This window comes from Nocardia sp. NPDC019395, from assembly GCF_040632335.1.
Taxonomy (GTDB): Bacteria; Actinomycetota; Actinomycetes; order Mycobacteriales; family Mycobacteriaceae; genus Nocardia.
Genome location: NZ_JBEYBT010000001.1, coordinates 1,394,200 through 1,418,859 on the forward strand (window position 1 = coordinate 1,394,200; position 24,660 = coordinate 1,418,859).

Genomic DNA, 24,660 nt, shown 5'->3' on the forward strand with positions numbered 1-24,660 from the left:
GATGCGCCACATCCCAGAAGGCGATCCAGTGCAACCAATGACTTCCGATAGAGTCTGCTTCCCGCCCGCTGCGCCTGTCCTCGAATCGAGGCCGGGTCGGCGCGCTGACCTGCAAATACCTAACCACGAGGGTGTGCGTTACGCCCCGGACGGAGGTGTCGGGTCAGTCGTGCGGCCGCCATGGAACCGCCGGGTTCGGCGGAAACACCTCAATCCGTAAGCAGGGCGGAACCTGATGACCATCCGAGGCCACCTGGCTTCCCCCTGGTCGGCGCATGCCCGTAATCGGACGGTACCCCACAGGGCGTTACACAAAATCCATAACCGTCAGGTCTCAATTTCCGAACGTAATTTATTACGGGTTCACCACAAACTGCCACGCTCGCCCAAAACCGCCATAAAAAGGTATCAATTCGGTCTGATCGACGTTTCATGACAATTTTGCGAAATCTAATTCGTCTACGCGGGGTTATCCAATTTTGCGACCAGTGGGCGGCCGAAATATCGGCTGTCTTCTGAGATACGAAATCAGGGAGGTCAGGTCAGGTGACCCAGTCCGAGCGCAACCTCGACAGCAACCAGGAAGAGCCGGTGCCCGTACGGTACGGTTCGGTCGAATTCGCCGGTCACCCGGTTCCCGGTAACGGTTCACGCGCACACAACGGGTCCGCGCCGGCCGACCCGCGGGCGGGCGAAGCACTCCCGCTTTCCGCGGCCCAGCGGGGGATCTGGTTCGCCCAGCACCTGGCAGGATCCTCACCGATATCGGTGGCCCAATACGTCGAGGTCGACGGCGAACTGGACACAGACGCCCTCGTCACGGCGTGCGCGACCGCCGGCCGCGAGTTCGGGTCCGCGCATGTGCGCCTGATCGAGGTCGACGGCGAACCGTATCAGCTGGTCGACGAAAGCCTCCCGTCGCCGGTATCGGTGGTGGATCTGCGCGACCGGGCGGACCCGGTCGCCGCCGCCCACAACCTGATGGTCGAGGACTATTCCGCGCCGCTGGACCTGCTGCACGACCGGCTCATGAAATGTGTTGTGTTCCAGGTCGGCTCGCACCACTACCTGTGGTACCAGCGCGCCCACCATATTGTGCTCGACGGTTTCGCGGCGGTCACGATGCTGCAGCGGATCACCGAGTTGTACAACGCCGCGGTCGCGGGGGAGCGGGCGCCGGCGTCGACAGCGAAGGATCTCGGCGAGATCATCGAGCAGGATCTGGCGTACCGGGGCTCGACACGCTTCGACAACGACCGCAACTACTGGACCGAACATATCGCCGGCGCGCCACCCGTTGTCAGCCTCGCCGGGCGGGTCGCCAAACCGACCATCCACCCGGCGCTCGTCAGCGCGGCCCTACCGGAGGAGACCGCGCGACTGCTGGACAGTGTCGTGGTGCAGCGCGGTACCAGCGTCACCCCGGTGGTCGTCGCGGCCTTCGCCGCCTATCTCGGCCGGATGACCGGCAGCGACGAGGTGCTGCTGAGCCTGCCGGTATCGGGCCGGCACTCCGCTGTTCTGCGGAAGTCCGGGGGCATGGTTGCCAATGTGGTTCCGCTGCGGATCCCGGTCGCCGCGCACAGCGTCGGCGAATTGATCGACGCCACGCAGAGCGAGCTGACCAGTGCTCTGCGGCGGCAGCGTTACCGCCAGGAGGACATCTTCCACGATATGGGGATCGCCCGCGACGAGGCCGCGTCGTTCGGGCCGGCCGTGAACCTCATGATGGTCGAGAACGAGATCGTGCTCGGCCCGACGACCGGCCGGTTGAACGTCCTCACCTCCGGTCCGACCGCCGACTTGTTCGTCAACATCTATCCGGGAGCGGGTAAGGACAGCACCCATATCGATTTCCAGGGCAACCCGAATGTGTACAGCACGGCCGAGCTCACCGGCCATCACACGCGGTTCCTGATGTTCCTGCGCGAGTTCCTCGCCGGCGGAACCGAATGCTCGGTCGGCCGGCTGCCGCTGCTGGAAGCGGACGAGCGGGCCGCGCTACTTCCCGTCCGGGGCGCGGACGGCACCGGCACCCTGCTGCTGCCCGATATCCTGAGCGACAGCGCGCACCGCGACCCGGGCGCGAGCGCTGTCGTCGCGAACGCGCATACGGTGACCTACCGCGAGCTGGACACCAGATCGTCCCAGCTGGCGCGGTATCTGACAGCGCTGGGTTGCGGCCCGGAGACCGCCGTGGCGATCGTTCTGCGGCGCTCGGTCGAATCGATCGTCGCGGCCTGGGCGGTCACGAAAACCGGGGCCGCGATCGTGCAGGTCGATCCCGAATACCCGATGCCGCGGATCGAGCATATGGTCACCGACAGCGGCGCCCGGGTCGCGCTCACCGTCGGCGATACCCGCGGACGGGTGCCGCGGACCACGCGCCAGGTGGTCATCGACGATCCGGAGACACTGCGGTCCTGCGCGGGTCTCGCGGGCACGCCGGTCACCGACCCGGAGCGGACGCGCCCGTTGCGGGCGGTCGATATCGCCTATATCACCTACACCTCCGGTTCCACCGGTGTGCCGAAAGGTGTTCAGGTCACCCATACCGGCCTCGCGAACCTGATCGCCGACCGCAGCGAAACCTACGGTATCGACGCGGCCTCCCGTGTCTCCTACGCGCTGTCACCCAGTTTCGACGCCTCCCTGGAACAGTTCCTGACCTGTTTCGCGAACGGTTCCACCCTGGTGGTCGTCCCCCCGGAGGTGATCGGCGGCGACCGGCTCACCGATCTGCTCGCCGACCAGCACGTCACCCATCTGACGTTGACTCCGGCGATGCTGGCCACCGTCGACCCGCAGCCGCTGACCGACCTGCGGGTGGTCGTGGTCGGTGGTGACGTATGCCCGCCACACGTGATCGAGCGGTGGACTCAGCACTGGTCGATGTTCAACGAATACGGCCCCACCGAGGCCACAGTGACCGCGGCCGGCGCGCCCATCCGACCCGATCGTGAACTCACCGTCGGCGGCCCGATCCGCGGCGTATCGGCCATGGTGCTGGACCGGACCCTGCAGCCGGTGCCGGTGGGCACCGCCGGGGAGTTGTATCTGGCCGGTCCGGGTTTGGCGCGCGGCTACAACCATCGTTTCGCCGAAACGGCGGCCCGGTTCGTCGCCGACCCGTACGGCGACCCCGGTGAGCGGATGTACCGGACCGGCGATATCGCGCGCTGGGCCGGTGCGGGCGCGGGAATCACGCTGGAATTGATGGGGCGCAGTGACTTCCAGGTCAAGATCCGCGGCTACCGGATCGAGCCGGGCGAGATCGACGCGGCGCTGACCGGCCACGCGGACGTGGACCTCTCCGTGACGATCCCCGTGCGGAACAAAGCGGGCGCGACGGTTCTCGCGTCGTATGTTGTCCCGGTCGGCGGCCGCCGCATAGATCTGCCCGAACTGCAGCGTTTCGCCCGCTCGACCCTGCCTCCCCATATGGTCCCGGCGGTGCTCGTGCCGCTGGACATCCTTCCGGTGAACGCGTTCGGCAAACTCGATCGCGGGGCCCTGCCCGAGCCCGAGTTCGGTTCCGTATCGCCGGGTCGCGCGCCGGCTACTCCCCGCGAGACGTTGATGGCCGGCCTGTTCACCGAAGTACTCGGGGTACCGCAGGTCGGGGCCGACGACAGTTTCTTCGCGCTGGGCGGGGACAGCATCCTGTCGATCCAGCTGGTGGCCCGGGCGAAGGCTGTCGGTTTGGGGTTCTCCACCCAGGATGTGTTCGAGCACAAAACGGTCGCCGGCCTGGCCGCGATGGCCACCGAAGCGGGCACCCCGCACCTGGCCGAACTGCCCGGTGGCGGTGTCGGGCGGATACCGCTGTCGCCCATCGTGTACGCCATGCTCGACCGCGGTCATTTCGACCGGTTCGCGCAGGCGACTCTTGTCGAGCTGCCCGACGACCTGGACCACGCACATCTCGTGCGGGCACTCCAGACCCTGCTGGACCGGCACGACATCCTGCGCGCGGCACTGCGGGAAACCCCTTCGGGCGACCGGTATATCGATGTCCTCGACCCGGGTTCCGTCGACGCCGCCGCGGTCCTCACCCAGGTCTCGCTGCGCGAACGCGACGCCACCGAAGTCGACAGGAACCTGCAGGCGGCCGCCGATCAGCTCGACCCCGCTGGCGGTGTCCTCGTCCGAGCCGTCTGGTTGCGGGATCACACCGGCCCGGACCTGCTGTGGCTCGTAGTGCATCACCTCGCTGTCGACGGGGTGTCGTGGCGGATCCTGCTCGCCGACCTCGCGCAGGCCTGGCAGCAGATATCGGCCGGGGACGACCCGCGTATCGGTTCCGGCGGCACCTCGGTCCGGCGCTGGGTGCACGGGCTGGCCGAGCAGGCACCGGACCGGCGTGCCACCGAACTGGACCGGTGGAAAAACGTTCTCGCCCATCCCGATCCGCTACTCGGATCACGGCGCCTGGACCCGGATCGTGATACCGCGGCCACGGCCGAACGGGTCCGGCTGCGGATCCCGGCGGATATCACCGAGGCGGTGCTCACCACCATCCCGGCCCGTTTCCACGGCAGCGCCAACGACCCGCTCCTCGCGGCGCTGGCGCTGGCTCTGGGTGAATGGCGGCGCCGCCGCGGCGTGCCCGCCGACGGCGAACTGATCTCGCTGGAGGGCCACGGCCGTGAGGAACACGCCGTACCCGGCGCGGACCTCAGCGCCACGGTCGGCTGGTTCACCACCCGATTCCCGGTCCGGCTCGAACTACCGGGTGTCGACGCCGAGGACGCCTTCGCCGGCGGCCCGGCGGCGGGCCTCGCCGTCAAACAGGTCAAAGAACAGCTGCGCGCGGTACCCGGTAACGGGATCGGCTACGGAATGCTGCGCTGCCTCGATCCCGTCGGTGGCGCCGAACTCGGGGGAGCGCCGGAGCCTCAGATCAGTTTCAACTATCTGGGGCGGGTGGGTGTCCGCGATCTCTCGGGGGCGTGGACACCCACCACCGAATTCACTTCGCTGACCGCGACGAGCGATCCGCGGATGACGTTGCCCGCCGTGATCGATGTCAACGCGATCGCCGAACCGGGTCCCGACGGGCTCGAACTCGACGCCACCTGGGAATTCGCCGCGCAGATCGTGAGCGTCGACGATATCGAGGAACTCGCCGGGCTGTGGGTGCGGGCGCTGCGGGGGCTGGCCGGTCACGCCCGCACCGAAACCGCTGGTGGTTTCACCCCCTCCGATTTCCCGCTGGTCCCGGTATCGCAGGAGGATATCGACCACTGGTCGCGGGACTACCCGTCGATGACCGATGTGTGGCCGCTGACCGCCCTGCAATCCGGGCTGCTGTTCCATGCCGTCTACGACCACGACAGCGACGACGGCTATATCGTGCAGGCAGCACTGACCCTCGCCGGTCAGGTGGATACGCGGCGGATGCGGCAGGCCGCGCAATCGCTGATCGACCGGCACGACAGCCTCCGGACCGCGTTCGTGGAAAGCGGCGACGGGCCACGCCAGATCGTCGCCGCCGGCGTCCGGGTCGATTGGCGCGAAACCGATATCGCCGGGATCGGCGACGAGGAACGCGCGCGCGAACTCCGGCGTCTCGCGCAGCAGGAGGCGGCACCGTTCGACCCCACCCGGCCGCCGCTGCTGCGTTTCCATCTGATCCGCACCGGAGCCACCGAGTACCAGCTGCTCGTCACCAACCATCACATCGTGCTGGACGGCTGGTCGATGCCGCTGCTGATCCATCAGCTACTCGCGCTGTACACCTCCGACGGTGATGCCGGGGAGGTCGCTCCGCCGCGCTCCTACCGCGACTATCTGCAGTGGCTGCACTCTCAGGACCGCGATACCTCGATCGCCGCGTGGCAGCGGATGCTCGCCGGGGTGGAGAACCCGACACGGGTCGCGGGCCGCCCGGACCGGACGGTCAGCGCGCCCAGCGGAGACGTCGGCCTGGACCTCGACCCCGCCACCGCCGCCGCGGTGCTCGAACTGGGTCGCTCCCACGGTGTCACCGCCAACACCTCCATCCAGGTTGCGTGGGCGTTACTGCTCACCGTGCTGACCGGACGCTCGGATGTGGTGTTCGGCAATACGGTGTCGCATCGCCCGCCGCAGATCCTCGGCGTCGAACATATGGTGGGCCTGTTCATCAACACGCTCCCGGTGCGGGTCCGGCTGGACCCCCGCGAGTCCGTCGCCGACCTGCTCGTCCGCGTGCAATCCGAGCAGGCCTCGATGCTGGACCACCGCCATATCGGACTCGCGGAACTACAGCAGGCCACCGGTATCGGCGATATGTTCGACACGGTCACCGTGCTGGAGTCCTATCCGCTCGACCGGGAGGGCCTGGCCCGCGATCTCGACGAAGCCGGTTTGCGGCTCCTCGACGTGGACGCCCAGGATGCCACCCCGTATCCGCTGAGCCTGCAGGTCACCCCGCCGCGGCCGACGCGGGACGGCCGCCCGGACACCACCGGTTCCGGCACCTACACGGTGACCTTGCGCTACGCGACCGACCGTTTCGACGCGGCCGAAGCCCGCGCCCTGCTCGAACGATTCGAGCTGATCCTGACCCAGTTGGTGACCGATCCCGGCACACGCGCGGCCGCGGTCTCCTCGTGCCGCGATCGGGAACGGGCCGAACTGCTGTCTATCGGCGGCGACGCACCGGCCGCCGAGCGGACGCTGTACGACATCCTGTCCACCACCGCCCGCACCTACCCGGATGCGGTCGCCGTCCGGTACGGCGATACCGCCCTCACCTACCGTGAGCTGGAACAGCGCGCGGACGCTTTCGCCTCCCGGCTCACCGGGCACGGCGCCCGCCCCGAAACATTCGTCGCCCTGGCACTGCCACGGTCGATCGAACTGGTTGTCGCCATCTGGGCGGTCGCGAAAACCGGTGCCGCGTTCGTACCGGTGGACCCGGCCAATCCCGCCGACCGGATCGCCGAATTGCTGACGGATTCGCGAAGCAGCCTGGGTGTCACGACCGTCTCTGTCGCGCAACACCTTCCGGATACGGTCGACTGGCTGCTGCTGGACGCCGCGGACGATACCGGCCACCCGCCGGCTCCGGCGGGCCGGCCGCTGCCCGCGAATACGGCCTATATGATCTTCACCTCCGGTTCGACCGGCACCCCGAAAGCGGTCCAGGTCAGCCACCGCGGCCTGGCGAACCTCGTCACCGCCCATACCGAAACCTTCGCGGCGGATACGACCTCCACGGTATTGCAGGTCGCCTCACCGGGTTTCGACGCCTCCGTCTCGGAACTGCTGCTCGCCCACGGCAGCGGCGCCTGCCTCCTGGTGGCGCCACCGGACGTGTACGGCGGAACGGATCTGGCGCAGCTGGTACGCGCCGGACAGGTCACCCATGCCATCATCACCCCGTCCGTACTGAACACCATGGACCCGGCGCAGGTGCCGTCACTGCGAGCGGTCGCGGTCGTCGGTGAGGCAACCGGCGCGGACACCGTGAACCGGTGGGCGCCCGGACGCCGGCTGATGAACCATTACGGGCCCACGGAAACCACGATCTGGGCGACCGGCTCCGATACCCTGCGCCCCGGTGAACCGGTGACGATCGGCGGGCCCATCCGTGGCGTATCGGTGGCCGTTCTCGATATGTGGCTGCGGCCGGTGCCGGTGGGGGTAGCCGGTGAACTGTATCTCGGCGGGCCCGGCCTGGCCCGCGGCTATTTCGACCGGGCGGGTACGACCTCATCGCGGTTCGTCGCGGACCCGGGCTCGGACCGCGGCGAGCGGATCTACCGCACCGGCGATTCCGTCCGCTGGATCCGCGGCCGCACCGGGCTGGAGCTGGAATATCTGGGCCGCAACGATCAACAGGTCAAGATCCACGGCCTGCGGATCGAACCGGGAGAGATCGACGCCCATCTGGCCCGGCACCCCGCGGTCGGCAATGTCGCCACGGTCGCGCAGACCGGGCCCGCCGGCGAACCGATCCTGGTGTCCTATATCGTCGCCGCCCCGGAGACGACGGTGGACATACCGGCCCTGCACGACTACCTCGAACGCACCCTCGCCCACTACATGAACCCCGCGGCGATCGTCGAACTCGACGCGATGCCCGTCTCCGCCACCGGCAAAATCGACCGGAAACAATTACGGCAACGCGCCTTCCGAGCGGAAGCGGCCGCGGGCCGGCCCCCCTCGACCCCCGCCGAACAGGTGATGGCGCGCCTGTTCGCCGAAGTGCTGCAACTGGAAAACGTTTCGGCCGACAGCAACTTCTTCACCCTGGGCGGCGACAGCATCGTCTCGATGCGGTTGGTGGCACACGCCAAAACCGCCGGACTGATCCTGACTCCTCGCGATGTGTTCGAAGGCAAAACAGTGGCCGCGCTCGCCGTCGCGGCCCGCCCCGATACGGCCGCCGCGGACGAGCAGCCCTCGCCCGCCGCGCGGCGCGACGCGGAACACGTGGAATTCCCGCTGGTCACGCTCGACCCGCCGGATATCGAGACACTGCGGGAACAGTACGACGGCCTGTCCGACGTCTGGCCACTGTCACCGATGCAGTCCGGTATCCACTTCCATTCGACGTTCGCGCCCGATACCGCGGACAACTACACCGTGCAGACGTCGATCGGGTTCTCCGGCCACATCGACGGCGAACGCCTGCGCTACGCCGCCCAGGCACTGATCGACCGGCACGATATCCTGCGCGCCGCGTTCGTCGAAACAGCGAGCGGCCCGTGCCAGATCGTCCTCGACCACGCCGACGCCGCGTTCCGGGAAATAGATCTCACCCGCGGTGACGATCCGCGATCGGCCACCGATATCGCCACGGCCGACGCCACCGCCGGCTTCGACCTGACCACCCCGCCGCTGATCCGCTTCACTCTCATCCAGAGCGACCCCGGCGTCTTCCGGTTACTCGTCACCAATCACCATGTCATCCTGGACGGCTGGTCGATGCCGCTACTGATGCGCGAACTGCTCGAATACTACGGTTCGCCCGATCTCATCGGCTCGGGCGAACCCGCCCCCTCCTACCGCGACTACCTGATGTGGCTGGACCGGCAAGACCTCGCCACCTCCAAAGCCGCATGGGCACAGGCCTACTCGGATGTCGACGCACCGACCCGGGTCGCCCGCGGAACCGGCGCGGCCGCGAACACAGCGGCCGAAGTCAACACGGAACTGCCCGCGGACCGCTACCACGACCTGCGCCGGATAGCGGCGGACGCCGCCGTCACCGTCAACACGGCCGTCGCCGCCGCCTGGGCGATCAACCTGCGGGTACTCACCGGCGAAACCGATGTGATCTTCGGTTCCGCGGTATCGGGCCGGCCACCGGAACTACCGCAGGTGGATCGGACACTCGGCATGTTCCTGAACACCGTCCCCGTCCGCGTCCGGCTCGATCCCACCGCGACACTGCACGAGCTGCTCATCCGCATCCAGGACCAGCACGCCCGCATGCTCGACCACCATTACGTCGGCCTGCCCGATATCCACCGCAGCGCCGGCGTCACCGAACTCTTCGACACCGCGATCGCCTTCCAATCGTTCCCCCTCGACCGGCCCGCCCTGCAGCAGCTCGTCGAATCCGCGGGCCTGCAGGTCGACGAGATCACCGGTGTCGACGCCACCCCGTTCCCGCTGAGCCTGGTCGTCGCCCCCAAACGCGACGGCGCCGAAGGCCTGCAGATAACCCTCCGGTACCTGCGTGACGAATTCGACGCCGAACAGGCGAACCGGATACTCGGCCGCTTCACGCGACTACTGGATCGCCTCGCCCGGGAACCGTCCCTGCGGCTGAGCGATATCGCGCTACCCGACGAACACGCACCAGCCCGGCCCGAACCGGCCGGTGAACACCCGGATCCGCGCACCCTCGCCGAAATCCTCATGAGCTCCGCGGCCGCCGCACCCGATGCGGTCGCCGTCAAATACGGTGCGACAACCCTGACCTACCGAAGTCTCGACGAAATGTCCAACCAGCTCGCCCGGGTCCTGCTGCGGCGCGGCGGACGCCCGGGACGAATCGCCGCCGCCGCACTCCCGCGGTCCATGGAGTGGGTGGTCACGATATGGGCGGCCGCGAAAGCGGGGGCCGCGTTCGTACCCATCGACCCGAACCTGCCGATCGGGCGCATCGAGTTCCTGCTGTCCGATTCGACGGCCACCCTCGGCGTCACCGATACCGCCACCAGGAAAAACCTGCCCGACAACATCGACTGGGTGGTCCTCGACGACGACGAAACCCGCCGCGCCGGCGCGGCCGAATCCGATGCACCGATCACCGGCGCCGAACGCGGCGCACCCATCCTTCTCGACCGAAGCGCGTACGTGATCTACACATCCGGTTCGACGGGAACCCCCAAGGGCGTGGTGGTCGGTCACCGCGGCCTGGCCGACGTCGTCGCGGCGCAGCGCCGCACGCTCGGCGTCGACGAGCGATCGACGGTACTGCAGGTCGCCTCGCCCAGCTTCGACGCCTCACTGTTCGAGCTGCTGATGGCACACGGGTCGGGCGCCCGGCTGGTCGTCGCGCCCCCGGACGTGTACGGCGGCCGCGAACTGGCCGACCTGATCCGGCGCGAACACATCTCCCATGTGGTGATCACACCGTCGGCGCTGGCCACGGTCCCGGCGGACGGTCTCGGCAGTCTGCGGGTACTGGCGACCGCCGGTGAAGCGGTCGGGCCGGAACTGGTCGCACGGTGGGCGCCGCAACGCCGGATGGTGAACCTGTACGGGCCGAGCGAAACCACCATCTGGGCCACCGCCGGCCAGGTGAGCGCCGATATCCCCATCACGATCGGCCGGCCCGTCGGGCCCGTCGCGGCCACCGTCCTCGACACCTGGCTGCGGCCGGTGCCTCACGGTGTGGCCGGTGAACTGTACCTGTTCGGCGAGGGCCTGGCCGAAGGCTATATCGACAGGCCGGACACGACAGCGGCCCGGTTCGTGGCCTGCCCGTTCGGGAATCCGGGCGAACGGATGTACCGCACCGGCGATATCGTGCGGTGGACCACCGGTGGCGATCTGGAGTTCGTGGGCCGCAATGACTTCCAGGTGAAAGTCCGCGGTACCCGAGTCGAACTGGGCGAGATCGATACGCTCCTGGCAGCGCGCGCCGATATCGCCTTCGCCGCCACCATCGGCCACAGCGCCGAAGGGTCGCCGGTGCGGCTGGTGTCCTATGTCGTCCCGGCCCCGGGCTCGGAAGTATCGGTCGAGGAGCTGCATACGGCACTGGCCGACGCGCTACCCACCTATATGGTGCCCGCGGCGGTCGTACTTCTCGACGACGTGCCGCTCACCTCGAACGGGAAACTCGATCGCGAACGACTCCCGGAACCCGTTTTCACCGTCCGCGAATTCCGGGCACCGGCAACACTTCTCGAAGAAGTAGTCGCCGACGCGTTCGCTCAAGTCCTGCACGTGGACCGGGTAGGCGCAGACGACGACTTCTTCTCTCTCGGCGGCGATTCGCTGAGCGCGTCGCTGGTGGTCGCGCGGGTCGGTGCCGCCCTGGACGTCCGGGTACCGGTCCGGGCACTGTTCGAAGCGCCCACCGTCACTGGGCTCGCGCGGCACGCGGGATCACTCCGCGGTGGTGGCCGCATATCACTCACCGCGGGCCCTCGCCCCGACCCCGTACCGCTGTCGCTGGCGCAGCAGCGGATGTGGTTCCTGAACCGGTTCGAACCGGAATCAGCCGCCTACAACATCCCGGTCATGCTGCGACTCACCGGCAAACTGAACACCGGAGCCCTCCGCGCGGCCCTCGCCGACGTGGTCGCACGCCACGAAGTACTGCGCACGATCTACCCGGAAACCGCCGGCGAACCCCGCCAGGTGATCCTGGACGAACCCCCGACCCCCGTGCGAACACTGCGAGTGGACGCGCATTCGGCACCGGACCTGGTGGGCGAATTCGTCCACACCGGATTCGATGTCACCACCGAGGTCCCGCTGCGCGTAGGACTGTTCGAACTCGGCGCCGACGACGACCGCACCGAACAGTATGTACTCGTCCTGGTCGTCCACCACATCGCCGGTGACGGACAGTCCATGGGCCCACTGGCCCGGGACGTGATGACCGCCTACGCGGCACGGGTCACCGGTAACGCCCCGCACTGGGAACCCCTTGCTGTCCAGTACGCGGACTACGCGCTGTGGCAGCGGCAGGTACTCGGCTCCGGCGACGACCCCGAATCACTGCTGTCTACCCAGCTACAGTTCTGGCGCACCACACTGGCCGACGCACCCGATCACCTGGACCTGCCGGCCGACCGGCCCCGCCCGTCCGCGGCCTCCCTGGCCGGCGGCCGGGTACCGGTCGAGATCGGCGCCGAACTGCACACCCGCCTGGTCGAACTGGCCCGCTCCCGGGGCTCGTCACTGTTCATGGCGGTACACGCCGCCCTCGCCGCCGTACTCGGCCGGCTGAGCGGCAGCGACGACGTAGTGATCGGCACCCCCGTCGCCGGCCGCGGCGAACCCGGCCTCGACGACCTCGTCGGCATGTTCGTGAACACACTCGCCCTGCGCACCCCGATCGAGGGCGGCGAACCGTTCACCGAACTGCTCACCCGGACCCGCGAAACCGACCTGCAGGCATTCGAACACGCCGACGTACCGTTCGAACGCGTCGTGGAGGAACTGAACCCGGAACGATCCAACTCCCAGCACCCACTGTTCCAGGTCCTGCTCGCGTTCCAGAACGTGGCGACCGCCGATATGGAACTCCCCGGCGTCGTGGTCTCCCGCGCCGACGTCGACACCGGACTGTCCCAATTCGACCTGCAACTCGTACTCGCCGACAACTACGGCGACAGGGGAGCGGCGCACGGTATCTCGGGAACCATGATGTACGCCAGGGACCTGTTCGACGAAGCGACCGCCGCCGGATTCGTCCAGCGCTTCATCCGGGTACTGGAAGCCGTCACCGGCGACCCGTCGACCGCGGTCGGCGATATCGACTGGCTGGACGCGAACGAACACGCCCGGCTCGTGACCCGGATCGGTCCGCACCCCACCGGCGCACCCCGGCCACCCGCGCTGCTGCCGCAGGTGTTCGCTGCCGCCGTCCAGGACAACGGCACCGGCACCGCCGTCATATCAGCGGATACCGAACTGACCTACGCCCAACTCGACGCCCGATCGAACCGGCTGGCACGCCACCTCATCGGCCGCGGCGCCGGACCGGAGCGTCCGGTACTCGTCGCCGCCGGACGATCCATCGAATCCATCACCGCCTGGTGGGCCGTGGTGAAAACCGGCGCCCCCTACGTCCCGGTCGACCCCCGCTACCCAGCCGGCCGGATCGAACAGATGATCACCGATTCGGACGCGGCACTCGGCGTCACCGTATCGGCCGCCCGCGGCCAGCTCCCCGGATCCCTCGACTGGATCGTGCTCGACGACAACGAGGAATCCGCACAGATCGAGACCCGATCCGACACCTCGATCAGCGACAGCGAACGCCTCCGGCCACTACGCGCCTCCAACACCGCCTACGTCGTGTTCACCTCCGGATCCACCGGCGTGCCGAAAGGCGTCGCCGTCACCCACACCGGTGTCGCCGATTTCGTCTCCGCGCAACGCGCCGAACACCAACTCGGTCCCGACTCCCGGGTACTGCATTTCGCGTCCCCCTCGTTCGACGCGTCCCTGCTGGAAATCCTGCTCGCCGTCAGCCGCGCGGCCACCCTCGTCATCGCCCCCGCCGGAATGTACGGCGGATACGAAATGGCCGAATTCCTCCGGTCCCGCCGGGTCACCCACGCCTTCGTCACCCCGGCCGCACTGGCATCGGTCGACCCCACCGGACTGGACGACCTCCAAGTGGTCCTGTCCGGCGGCGACGAGGTCCCCACAGACCTGATCACACGGTGGGCCGCCACCGACAGCAGCGGCACCCGCGAATTCCGGGTGCTGTACGGGCCCACCGAAACCACCATGGTCGCCACCGCGACACAACAGGTCCGGCCCGGCGACCGGCCCGCCATCGGCACCCCGCTCCCGGGTATGCACGCACTCGTACTGGACAACCGGCTGCAACCCGTACCGGCCGGCGTCGCCGGCGAGCTGTACCTGGCCGGCCCCGCACTCGCCCGCGGATACCTGCACCGCACCGCGACCAGCGCCGCCCGCTTCCTCGCCTGCCCGTACGGCGAACCCGGCGCTCGCATGTACCGCACGGGTGACGTCGTGCGCTGGAACACCGCCGGCGACCTGGAATTCATGGGCCGCAACGACTACCAGGTGAAGATCCGCGGCTACCGGGTCGAGCTCGGCGAAATCGACACCGTACTCGGTGCCCGCGCGGACGTCGCGTTCGCCGTGACCGTGCCACGCCGCGAAGGCGCCGGGCCGGCGATCCTGGTGTCCTATGTGGTGCCGCCCGCGGGCACTGACGTATCGATCGAGGATCTGACCGCGGAACTGTCCGAGGCGCTGCCCTCCTATATGGTGCCCACCGCCGTCATGATCCTCGACGAGATCCCCCTCTCCCCGAACGGGAAATTGGACCGCAAAGCACTACCCGAACCCGTCCTGCAGGCCAAACAGTTCCGCGCCCCCGCATCACCGGTCGAGGAAATCGTGGCCGACGTGTTCGCCGAAGTTCTCGGCCTCGACCGCCTCGTCGGCGCCGACGACGATTTCTTCGAACTGGGCGGCAACAGCCTGGTCGCCACCCGCGTCGCCGCCCGGATCGGCGCCGCCCTCGATATGAACCTGCCAGTAGCGATGATCTTCGACGCCCCCAGCGTCGCCAAACTCGCCGCCCGCGCCGAATCACACGCCGATACCGGCCGGGTCGCGCTCACCCCGCAGCCACGCCCCGCGCATATCCCGCTGTCGTACGCGCAGCAGCGGATGTGGTTCCTGAACCGGTTCGAACCCGACTCGGCCGCCTACAGCATCCCGATCATCATCCAGCTGTCCGGGCAACTGGATGTCGCCGCCCTCCACGCGTCGGTCCAAGACGTGATTTCCCGGCACGAAGTGCTGCGCACCGTGTACCCGCACACGGCGGGCGAGCCCGCGCAGGTCGTCCTCCCCGCCACCGGAACCACACCGATGGCCGTCACCGCGATCGACGAAACAGACCTCCCCGCCGCGATCGCCGGCCTCGTCTCGACCGTGTTCGATGTGACCACCGAAGTACCGTTCCGGGTGCGGCTGTTCGAACTCGGCCCGGACAAATGGGTCCTGGCCGTGGTGATGCACCACATCTGCGGCGACGGCTCATCGCTGACCCCGCTGGCCCGCGACATGATGACCGCCTACCAGGCCCGCGTCCACGGCCGGGCACCCGCATGGGCGCCACTCACGGTCCAATACGCCGACTACGCGATCTGGCAGCACACCGTACTCGGCACCGAACACGACCCCGAATCGCTGCTGCGCGCCCAGATCGACTACTGGACAGCACAGCTGGCGGACCTGCCGCCGCTACTGGAACTGCCGGCCGACCGGCCGCGCCCCCCGGTCCAAACCTATGCGGGCGCGAATGTCCCGATCACCATCGGCGCCGACCTCCACGCCGAACTGGAGAACATCGCACGCGCCCACAACACGACCCTGTTCATGGTGTTCCACGCCGCCCTCGCCGCCACCCTGGCCCGGCTGGCCGATACCGACGATATCGCCATCGGCACCCCCTACGCCGGACGCGGTGAACCCGAACTCGACGAATTGCTCGGCATGTTCGTCAACACTCTCGTCCTGCGCACCCGGCTGACCCCGCATATGTCGTTCACCGAACTGCTCGAACACGTCCGCGGCACCGATCTCGCCGCATTCGGGCACGCCGACGTCCCGTTCGAACGACTGGTGCAGGAACTGAACCCGGTGCGGTCACACGCCCACCACCCACTGTTCCAGGTGCTGCTCGCCTTCCAGAACCTCACCACCACCGATTTCGAACTACCCGGCCTCAAAGCCTCCGCCATCGAAGCCGATACCGCGACCTCACTGTTCGACCTACAGGTCACCGTCTCGGACTCCTACGACGCCACCGGCGCACCCGCCGGCATCACCGGCGGAGTGACCTACGCGACCGACCTCTTCGACGCCGAAACCGCCACCGCCATCGTCGACCGCCTGCAACGGACGCTCGACGCACTCGCCGCCGACCCCACCCACCGGGTCTACGACGTCAACCTGCTCGACTCCGCCGAACGAGAAGACGTTCTGCACCGGTGGAACGACACCGGCCACACCCTCGACCCCGGCGAAACCCTCGCCTCACTGTTCGCTCGGGCCGCGCAGACCCACGCGGACCGGACCGCGATCGAATCCGATACCGGCAAACTCACCTACGCGCAGTTCGCCGCACGCGTCAACCGCCTGGCCCGATGGCTGATATCGCGCGGCGTGGGCCCGGACTCGCTGGTCGCACTGCATATGCGCCGGTCCCTGGACCAGGTCACCGCCATGTACGCGGTACACGCCGCCGGCGGCGGATACGTACCGGTCGACCCGGACTATCCGGCCGAACGCATCGACTACATGCTGGAAACCGCCGCACCCGTGGTCGTCCTGTCCTCCCTCGACGGGCTGGACCTCACCGATTTCGACGACGCGCCCGTCACCGACAACGACCGCCTCGCGCACTTGCGGCCACACAACATCGCCTACGTCCTGTTCACCTCCGGATCCACCGGACGACCCAAAGGCGTCGCCGTACCGCACCGCGCGGTACTGAACCAGCTGCACTGGATCATCGACACCTACGCCCTGACACCGGCCGACACGATCCTGCAGAAAACCCCGGCGACTTTCGACGTCTCGGTCTGGGAACTGTTCGCCACCCTGGCAGTAGGGGCGCGGATGGTGGTCGCCCGGCCCGACGGGCACACCGATCCCGCCTACCTCGCCGAAACCATCGCCGAGCGGCAGATCACGGTCACCTCGTTCGTACCGTCCATGCTGGCCGCCTTCTCGGACGCGACCCCCGCGGACTCGCTACCTTCCCTGCGGGCCCTGCTCGTCGGCGGTGAAGCCTTCGGCGCCGAGGTCGTCGCCACCGCGCGGCACACTCTGCCCGACGTCGACCTGCACAACCTGTACGGCCCCACCGAATTCACCCTCCACGCCACCGCCCACGCGGTCACCGACGCCGATACCGGCAGCGTCCCCATGGGCGCACCGGTATGGAACGTCCGGGCCTACGTGCTCGACGCCCTGCTGCGACCCGTCCCGCCCGGTGTCGCAGGAGACCTGTACCTGACCGGTACGCAGATCGCCCGCGGCTACCATGCCCGCCCGGGCCTGACCGCGGAACGATTCGTACCCGACCCGTACGCCACCGGCCAGTGCATGTACCGCACCGGCGACCTGGCACGCCACCGGCGCGACGGTGAACTGGAATACCTGGGCCGCACCGATTTCCAGGTGAAACTCCGCGGCCTGCGCATCGAACTCGGCGAAATCGAGGCCGTCCTCGCCGAGCACCCCACCGTCTCCCGCGCGATCACCGCCGTCCGCACCACCACGGCCGGGGACCAACTCGTCGGCTACCTCGTCCCCGCGACCGGCGCCACCCTCGACACCGCCGCTGTTCTCGCGCACGCCGCCACCGAACTACCCGGCTATATGGTGCCGTCCACCGTGATGGTGCTCGACACGGTGCCCCTCACCGCCTCCGGCAAACTCGACCGCTCACGGCTGCCGGAACCGGTACTCGCGGTAGGGGAGTACCGGGAACCGTCGTCCTGGCTGGAAGGTGAAGTAGTCCGCGCCTACGGACAGGTACTCGGCATGGACCGGGTCGGCGCCGACGACGACTTCTACGCGCTGGGCGGCAACTCGCTGAAATCGGTGCAGGTCGTGAGCGAACTGAAGAAGGAACTCCACTACGAGGTCCCGGTCAGCTGGATCCTGTCCGATCCACGCCCCGCCGACCTCGCGAAACGCATCGAAACCGGTATGGCATCCGGCCACGAGGACACCGGCCCCGCCGCCTTCGGATTCGATGTCCTGCTCCCCATCCGCACCAGCGGCGACCGGGCGCCCCTGTTCTGCATCCACCCCGCCTCGGGCCTGGCCTGGTCCTACCACACCCTCAGCCAGTACCTGTCCGAGAACCGGCCGATCTACGGTATCCAGGCACCCCAGATCAGCGGCGAAACTCCCGGCCCCGGCACGATCGGCGAAATCGCAGAACGCTACGCCGACGAGATCCGCTCCGTCCAGCCACACGGCCCGTACCACCTGCTCGGCTGGTCGCTCGGCGGTGTCATCGCCCACGCCGTCGCCGCCCGCATCCGCGCCGACGGCGAACAGGTCGCGCTGCTCGCGGTGCTGGACGCCGAAGTAGACAGTATCGCCACCGAATCCGTCTCGACGGTCACCGCCGGCGAACTGGTCAGCAACCTCGGCCCCGTCCTCGGCATCGATTTCGTGCACGACGACGCGACCGCAGAGGAAGCCGCCGACCTGATCCAGCAGTACCTGGGTGACAGCATCGCCATCGACGCCGCCATGATCGAACGCATGACCGACGCCTACAACCAGTCGGTCCGGGCAGCCGCCGCCTGGAAACCCCCGATGCTCGACGGCGACATGGTGTACTTCACCGCGACAACGGACCGGCGAGACGACGCCACCGGCCACCGCGGCTGGGAGCGCGTGGTAGCCGGCCATATCTCCAACTTCGATATCGACTCCGCCCACCTCGCGATGACCGAACCCGCGGCCATCGCCCAGATCACCCGGATCCTGAACGGACTACTCGACCGATAAGAGCTACGCGGAGCCCCGGCGCTCGGCGCAAGCGAGGTGATCGCTGTCTGAGTATCCGTGCCTCCGGCAGCCGGGCCCGTACCACCGGGTAGGGACCCGCCTGAGCCGAGAACCTCGGGAATCGGACGAGGTTGTACGTACTGGGTGGTGGTGAGGTGGCAGTGTCACCCGGCAGACCACCCATTCCTGAACCTGCGGAAAACGAGCGTCACAGTGCGGCTATAGGCGGGCTGATCGCACCGAGCAGCGGCTCATTCCGCTCGAGATACGCAATCGCCGCGGCCAGGCGGACCGGATCGTCGTCGAATGCCCCCAGGCCCAAGTTGCACCGGGCGCACAATAAGCCCCGAACAGCCCGGCTCATGTGGCAATGATCTACAGCAAGAGGGGATTTCAGCAGCTTCGAGCCATCCCGGCGAGGGCGGCCGCCGACCTGCGTGGTATCGATGTCGTTCTCGTGAACGTCACATATCGCACAGCGATACCCCTGGGCGGTCCTCAGCTCATCGTATTGATCGGGTGTGATCCGGTACTTTGCCCAAAGATTCGCGCGACGAATATCCTGCGCGTTCTCGCTCCGCCGGGCGCGTTGATAACACGCGTGACACATTGCGTTCGGCGGTTTCGTCCGAACCATTTTTGTCCGTGGTTTCTCTTGCTCACAGCCGCCTGAACAGGGGAAAAGGAGGTCGTCAACCGCGGTTTGTGGGTTTGTCACGTCAGCATCTTCACAGAAGCCACCGACAACCCCCGTGGGATTCTAGTTAACAGAATGTAGATTATCGGCAGTCTTCGGGAGTGCGCGTCCGGAATGCCACCGGCGGGCAAACCTCCTGCACGGTAACCGGTCTCGGCCGGTTCGGGATCTCCGCCGCCAAGCGGAAGGTCCGGGACACCCGGCGTCGGCGACCAACCCACGCGACCGAGCTATCCGCTGCGGGATTATGTCAACTCGGACCGATTCGGCCGTGCCGCTGACGATGCGCCCGCCTGGCGGCCGAGCCCACACCACCGGCAACAACAAACGACCGACCACTGGTGACGATATGCCGTTTCGGTGACAAGCCGCCCGGTCAGTGACCGGCCCCTCCCCCTCGACTCCTCACAGGCCGAGGGCATTTCGTCATTGTGACGAAATGTGGGTGATGTCTCCCGACCATGAATATCCGCCTTTCCGACACTCCTCAGGGTTTCGGTAGTGATGGCGCAGAACAGCGGGGCCTCGGTAGCTACTGGTCGACATTGCCGCTGGCGTCAGGACCGAAGAGGCTCGGAGGTCGAGCGACCCACCGATGCCGCTTCACTCAGGCCCACGGCGGAGCCGCCGCAGTTCACATCAGACGCCACCCCGGATAACGGCCCACACGCCGACATGTGCGGATACCGAGGGCGGGACCTCTGGACTCGGAGTTCGCGCCAAACCACTTCAATTGACGTACTTCAATTGGTGTGGTTTGCTTACGGACGTCAGCGCAAAGGATGGAGTGTGAGACGATGCGTCAGAATCCGGCCCGGCGGGCCGCGCTACTCGACGGCGCTATCGAAGTTCTCGCCCGGGAGGGGGCGCGCGGTCTGACTCAGCGTGGTGTCGACAAAGAGGCAGGAGTGCCCATCGGCACCACCTCCAACTACTTCCGCAATCGCAACGACCTCCTCGTCCAGGCAGGCGTGCGTATCTACGAGCGGCTGAGACCCGAGGAGGACGCGCTCAGCGAGATGTTCGACCGAGCACAGGACCCCGCGTCGTACCGCGCGATGCTGCGCGAAAGCGTCGACAGGGTGGCCGACTTCCGATCCGGGCACCTTGCGCTGCTGGAGCTTCGACTGGAGGCCACCAGGAGGCCGGAGCTGCGTACGCTGCTCACCGAGCGGGTCCGCGCCGATATCGACGAGAACGTCACCCGGCACGAGGCCGCGGGCCTGCCCGGAGGGGCGGTCGCGGTCCTGCTGATGTACCTGGCCATGAACTGGCTGATCGTCGAGCAGCTCACGCTTCCCGATGTTCTCACCGACGCCGAGCGAGACGAATTGGTCACGCAGGCAGTGGAGCGCATCGTCACGCCATTTTTCACAGCTACGACATAACACCCGGTGGCTCCCTGCCCCGGCCGCGACGACCTGCCGACCCGTCAACGAAGGACCAACTTTGCGCAAGCTCGTGTACTACATCGCCTCCACCCTCGACGGCTTCATCGCCGGTCCCGACGGCTCCGACCCCACCGGCCCAGGTGGCTTCTGGACCCCGTCCGAGGACTACCTGCGGCACCTCATCGAGCAGTATCCCGAGACCCTGCCGGGACCGGCCCGAGCCGCGCTCGGTGTGACTGCCGAAGGCACCCACTTCGATACGGTCGTCGAAGGCCGCAAGAGCTATGAGGTGGGCCTCGCGGCCGGTGTGACCGACGCCTACCCTCACCTCACGCACCTGGTTTTCTCCCGGACACTGACCGAAAGCCCGGACCCCGGCGTCGAACTCGTCGCCGGTGACCCGGTAGCGAGGGTGCGAGAGTTGAAACGCCACGGCGGCAAAGACATCTGGCTCGTCGGCGGCGGGGAACTGGCCGGGGCACTGTACGGCGAGATCGACCGCGTGATCGTGAAACTCAGCCCGCTCACCATCGGTACCGGTATACCGCTCTTCGGACGGGCCGCGGGCTTCGCACCCAACACCTGGGGACTCGTCGACCACACCGTCCTCGACAGCGGAGCGGCCTTCCTCACCTACGACCGAGACCCTGCCACAGCGCAGTCCACCGGTAAGTAGGCGCGGAACGATCGGAGCACCGACGCGGCCGACGACGTGCGGTCCGGGTCGGTATCGACGGCGGTCGATTCAGGCGTCGACGAGACGACGACGTTGTTCGATGCGGCCGGCCTCCGGGCCCCGCGCGGCGCCGCCACCTGCAGGTAAACCGAGGCTAAACTAACCGCGGGCGGCGGTAGCTACCTGCCGGCCACCAACCGCAGCATTGCGAAACGAGGATGGAACGCTGTGCCCTCAGCCACCGTGACCGTGTCGCCGACGGCGCTGTCGCGGACCGTTGTGCTGCTGTCACTGGCCGCGTTGCTCGTAGTTTTGCTGGCCGGTGGCCTCTTTGTCGGCAGTGGCGATTTCTCGGTGAACGATGCCTGGCGCGCATTGTTCAACGAAGGCGACGCGACCACCCTCGGCGTTATCCGGGAACAGCGAATTCCGCGCACATTGCTGGCCGCGCTGGTCGGCGCGGCGTTGGGGGTGGCGGGCGCGGTGATGCAGGGGCTGACGCGAAATCCGCTGGCCGATCCCGGGATCCTCGGTGTGAACTCCGGGGCGTACTTCGCCATGGTGCTGGGCTCGGTGGTGGCCGGGGCAGGGGGCACGGACTACCTGTGGTGGGCGCTGGGTGGTGCGTTCGCCGCGTCGGTGCTGGTGTATTTCGTCGGTTCCCGCGGGGTCGGTGGGGCGAGTCCGGCGAAGCTCGTGCTCACCGGTGTCGCGATCGCTTCGACGCTCAGCGGACTCGCATTCGGCTTGACCATGATTCATCCGCGCACGTTCGACGCTATCCGCGGGCTGATGGTGGGAACGCTCGACGGGCGCGGTTGGCCGCAGTTGTCGGCGACCTGGTTGTTGATACTGCTCGGCCTGGTGGGTGCGCTGGCGCTGTCGGGTTATCTCAATGCGCTGGCGCTCGGTGACGACCGCGCGAACGCGCTGGGCGTGCCGGTGTCCGCGGTGCGTGCTGTGGGTTTCGTCGTGGTCACTGTGTTGTGCGGCGCGGCGACGGCGGCTGTCGGGCCGATCAGTTTCGTCGGTTTGATGGTGCCGCACGCGGTGCGTATGGCGGTGGGGCCGGATCATCGCTGGATGATTCCGTTGTGCTTGGTGGTCGGGCCGATTGTGCTGGTCGGATCGGATCTCGTCGCGCGGGTCGCCACCGCGAGTGAACTGCCGGTGGGGATGGTCACCGCGTTTCTCGGTGCGCCGGTGCTGATCTGGCTGGCCCGTGGTGAGAGGGGTTCGCAATGGTGACGCCGGCGGTAACCGATTCGGTCACGCCCGCGCGCTGGCCCGGTCGGGTGCGGTTCGTGCGGGCGCCGCGGCTGGGGCTGAGTGTGCGGGTCGATATTGTCGCGGCGGCGGTCACGGTCGGCCTGGTGCTGGTCACGGCGGTGGTGGGCGTTCTGTCGCTGGGTGCGAGCACCACCGATACTCCTGGGCTGGGGTTCGTCGAGGTGGTCCGGGTGCTCGCCGGTCAGGTGGGTGGCCGGCCTGCCGATCATGTGGCGAACTGGCTGCCGGTGGTCGTGACGGCGGTGCTGGGCGGCGCCTCACTGGCGTTGTCGGGTGCGATCTTCCAGACGATCACCCGTAATCCGCTGGGCAGCCCGGACATCATCGGTTTCACGACGGGCGCGAATACCGGCGCGCTGGTCGCGATGCTGGTGCTGGGGCTCGGTTCGGGTGGTGCGACGGTGGGTGCGTTGCTGGGTTGCCTGGTGACCGCGCTGGCTGTGTATTTCCTGGGGATGCGCGGCGGGACGGGTAATTATCGGTTCATCATCGTAGGTATCGGTGTGCAGGCGATGTTGTTGTCGTTCAACGGTTATCTGGTCGCTACGGCGGATGTGCAGAACGCGGGGGCGGCGGCCGCGTGGGGTATGGGTAATCTGCGCGATTTGTCGATGGCGGATACGGTGCCGGTTTTCGTGACGCTGGCCGTGCTGGTTCCGGCGCTGATGGTGGTGGCGCCGCGGATGCGGATGTTCGAGCTGGGTACCGATTCGGCGGCGAGTAAGGGGGTCGATACCGAGCGCACGCAGGTGGTTCTGCTGGTGATCGGGGTCGGGTTCGCGGCGGCGACGACCGCGATCGCGGGTCCGATCGCGTTCGTGGCGCTCGTGGCGCCGCAGGTGGCGGCGCGGATCACGCCGAGCGCTGGGATCCCGCTGGTTGTGTCGGCGGCGGTGGGCGCCACGCTGCTGGTTTCCGCCGAGGTGGTGGCGCGGACGATCCTGGCGCCACAGACACAGCTTCCGGTCGGTGTGGTGACCACTTCGCTGGGTGGGGTGTATTTGTTGTTCCTGCTGCTCGCTCAGTCTCGAAAGGCTCGCCTGTGACCAGCAACGCCATGCCGAGCGACGCCGCGGGGCGGCTCACCGCTACCGGTCTGCGGGTCGGTTACGGCGAGCGGACTGTGATCAGCGGTCTCGATGTCGTGGTGCCGGATGGTTCGTTCACGGTGATCGTCGGTCCGAACGCGTGTGGTAAGTCGACGTTGCTGCGGACGCTGTCGCGTCTGTTGCGGCCGCGGCGCGGCACGGTGCTGCTGGATGGGCGGGATGTGGCGGATTACGGGGGTAAGGAGTTCGCGCGGGAGGTGGGGTTGCTGCCGCAGCAGTCGATCGCGCCGGAGGGGATCACGATCATCGATCTGGTGTCGCGTGGTCGTTTCCCGTATCAGCGGATGTTTCGTCAGTGGACGGACGCGGATCAGCGTGCTGTCGATTTCGCTCTGCAGGTCACGCGGCTGACCGAGTTGTCGACGCGACCGGTGGAGGCGTTGTCCGGGGGTCAGCGGCAGCGGGTGTGGATCGCGATGGCGCTGGCCCAGGAGACGCCGATCTTGCTGCTGGACGAGCCGACGACCTTTCTGGATCTGGGGCATCAGATCGAGGTGCTCGAATTGTGCGGTGATCTCAACCGGCGGGGTACGACGCTGGTGGCGGTGCTGCACGATCTCAATCAGGCTGCCCGTTATGCCTCGCACATCATCGCTATGCGTGGCGGCGAGATCATTGCGGCCGGTCCCCCGCGCGAGATCATCACCGCCGAGTTGGTGGACCGGGTGTTCGGCGTGTATGCGCAGGTGATCGATGATCCGCAGACGGGGACTCCGCTGGTTGTCCCGCTTGCCGAGGGGGCGGTCCGGGCCGACAGCGCGTGAACGGTACAACCGAGGAGGA

7 protein-coding genes are annotated in these 24,660 nt (G+C 67.7%); 6 read left to right on the forward strand and 1 reads right to left on the reverse strand.

The genetic code is table 11. The features are described 5' to 3' along the window. Positions 1-546 precede the first annotated feature (546 nt). The gene (locus tag ABZ827_RS05820) at positions 547-18,714 is read left to right on the forward strand and encodes an amino acid adenylation domain-containing protein (RefSeq protein ID WP_357233204.1); all 18,168 of its coding nucleotides are present in this window, start codon (positions 547-549) and stop codon (positions 18,712-18,714) included. 208 nt (positions 18,715-18,922) lie between these two features. Here ABZ827_RS05820 and ABZ827_RS05825 read toward each other — a convergent pair whose 3' ends face one another. Then, positions 18,923-19,351 (reverse strand): endonuclease VII domain-containing protein, encoded by a 429-nt coding sequence (locus tag ABZ827_RS05825; protein WP_357234534.1) that lies wholly within the window; start codon positions 19,349-19,351, stop codon positions 18,923-18,925. Between the two features lie 857 nt (positions 19,352-20,208). Here ABZ827_RS05825 and ABZ827_RS05830 point away from each other — a divergent pair. The 5 genes from ABZ827_RS05830 (at position 20,209) to ABZ827_RS05850 (ending at position 24,641) form a co-directional block, all read left to right on the forward strand. Then, positions 20,209-20,799 (forward strand): TetR family transcriptional regulator, encoded by a 591-nt coding sequence (locus ABZ827_RS05830; RefSeq protein WP_357233206.1) that lies wholly within the window; start codon positions 20,209-20,211, stop codon positions 20,797-20,799. A gap of 61 nt (positions 20,800-20,860) precedes the next feature. Next, the gene (locus tag ABZ827_RS05835) at positions 20,861-21,478 is read left to right on the forward strand and encodes a dihydrofolate reductase family protein (RefSeq protein ID WP_357233208.1); all 618 of its coding nucleotides are present in this window, start codon (positions 20,861-20,863) and stop codon (positions 21,476-21,478) included. Between the two features lie 228 nt (positions 21,479-21,706). Then, positions 21,707-22,726 (forward strand): iron chelate uptake ABC transporter family permease subunit, encoded by a 1,020-nt coding sequence (locus tag ABZ827_RS05840; RefSeq protein WP_357233210.1) that lies wholly within the window; start codon positions 21,707-21,709, stop codon positions 22,724-22,726. After that, positions 22,720-23,814, forward strand: coding sequence for an iron chelate uptake ABC transporter family permease subunit (locus tag ABZ827_RS05845; RefSeq protein WP_357233212.1), 1,095 nt, complete (start codon positions 22,720-22,722; stop codon positions 23,812-23,814). The genes ABZ827_RS05840 and ABZ827_RS05845 overlap by 7 nt, the downstream gene beginning before the upstream one ends. Positions 23,815-23,825: 11 nt before the next feature. Next, positions 23,826-24,641 carry an ABC transporter ATP-binding protein gene (locus tag ABZ827_RS05850; protein WP_357234536.1) on the forward strand — a complete coding sequence of 272 codons (816 nt, stop codon included), beginning with the start codon at positions 23,826-23,828 and terminating at the stop codon, positions 24,639-24,641. Positions 24,642-24,660 lie beyond the last annotated feature (19 nt).